The organism is Mesorhizobium sp. M5C.F.Cr.IN.023.01.1.1 (assembly GCF_003997585.1).
In the GTDB taxonomy this organism is placed as follows: Bacteria; Pseudomonadota; Alphaproteobacteria; order Rhizobiales; family Rhizobiaceae; genus Mesorhizobium; species Mesorhizobium wenxiniae.
This window is the reverse complement of record NZ_RZSU01000230.1, coordinates 1-1,367: the sequence shown is the minus strand read 5'-3', so window position 1 is coordinate 1,367 and position 1,367 is coordinate 1. Positions and strand designations below refer to the sequence as shown.

Sequence of the window (1,367 nt, the reverse complement as noted above, 5' to 3'; positions counted from 1 at the left end):
AATATGTTGGGTCGGCCTTCATCAATCCGAGCCGGGCGATCCGCGAGCGCCTGTGGAAGCGTGTCCAGGAGCACGCCGGGCCGCCGCCTAAGGGGATGAAGCGTCCGGCGACGCAGTGGGTCAAGCCAGGGATCAAAGCCCGTGTGAAACACCTCAGGGGCGAGGAAGACCTAAGGCACGCATCGCTGCAGGATTTCTGGGAGGATTGAGCTTGTGTCCACCAAAGAACTGGTCGTCCATCGGTTTGAGGGCCGCAAATGAGCTTCTTGAATGAGGAACGGGAGGCGAGACATGACGGACGTCGAAAACGATAGGGGGGCATCCTTTACCCGGTCCTATTGGTTTGCAGGGCTTGCGGGTTTCTTTGATGGCATACTGCTCCATCAGATATTGCAATGGCATAGCCTCCTGAGTTCGCTTGATGGGGCTATATTTCAGGATTTGCGCTTCCGCATCCTGACCGACGGGCTTTTCCATGCTGTCATGTACGCCATCGGGGCCGTGGGACTGTGGCTACTTTGGCGCGCCCGTGAGCAGTTCGACTCTCTAGACTCAGGTCGCCGCTTTGCGTCAACACTATTCATCGGCTTTGGCGCTTGGCACCTGCTCGATGCTGTTCTGAACCACTGGATTTTGGGGCTGCATCACATCAAGGAGAACGACGCCAATTGGTTGGCATGGGACTTGGCCTTCTTCACTCTTGGCCTGGTCTGTGTCGCCATCGGTTTGTTCCTTCACTATCGCAAACCGCGAGATGGTGGCGGGACACGACTCCATACGGTCTGACGCTATTCGCGATGAAACGGCTGGCGAGGGGGCTTGCCGGAACATTGACGCCAGCGCTATTCATCCTCGATGGCAAGGGCTTGGGAGATCGCGGACATCGTTGCGCTGATCGAGGCGAAGGAAGCCGAGAAGTCGATAGTGCGCGGTCCCTACAGGAAACGGTCGAAAGCGTGAGACGGACTCAATTGCTTGAGCCTTTCGTGGCGGCCTTAGAGCAATTAAGCGGCGAGCCATACGACGACATCCGAATCCTGTTTGCTGAAGTTGCTAGACGCAGACCAGATCTGAAAGAGCGTTCGGCCACCGGGTGAGCTCCGTCAAATGTCGTTGTGGTCGATGATCTCGCGCTTCGGCGAGGTCTTTTGTGTCAGCGTGAGAGCCGTTTTCTATTCGCCCTAATCTTCTTGCGATACATGCGGGCGACCTCGCCTGCGGGTGCTCCTGTGGCAAACATTGTCCCAGCCCGCCCGGCTGCCTTGATCTTTTCACTGATCATTCGCTTAGCTTCCCGCTCTGCCGGCTTGCCTCCCTTGGCAATTCGCAATGTGCGAAGCCAGATGACCTGCTGCGCCTCCATCGCA

At 57.3% G+C, this 1,367-nt stretch carries 2 protein-coding genes and 1 pseudogene; 2 read left to right on the top strand and 1 reads right to left on the bottom strand.

Annotation, left to right across the window (positions count from 1 at the left end; genetic code table 11):
* Both EOA78_RS35475 and EOA78_RS35470 read left to right on the top strand, forming a co-directional pair.
* Window positions 1–209: pseudogene (locus EOA78_RS35475) on the top strand (ATP-dependent DNA ligase); the annotation flags it as partial.
* A gap of 82 nt (window positions 210–291) precedes the next feature.
* The gene (locus EOA78_RS35470) at window positions 292–786 is read left to right on the top strand and encodes a DUF2243 domain-containing protein (protein ID WP_206533569.1); all 495 of its coding nucleotides are present in this window, start codon (window positions 292–294) and stop codon (window positions 784–786) included.
* A 367-nt stretch (window positions 787–1,153) separates the two neighbouring features.
* Here EOA78_RS35470 and EOA78_RS36680 read toward each other — a convergent pair.
* Window positions 1,154–1,367 (bottom strand): hypothetical protein (locus EOA78_RS36680; RefSeq protein ID WP_127320354.1); only part of this gene is annotated, 214 nt, incomplete at its 5' end.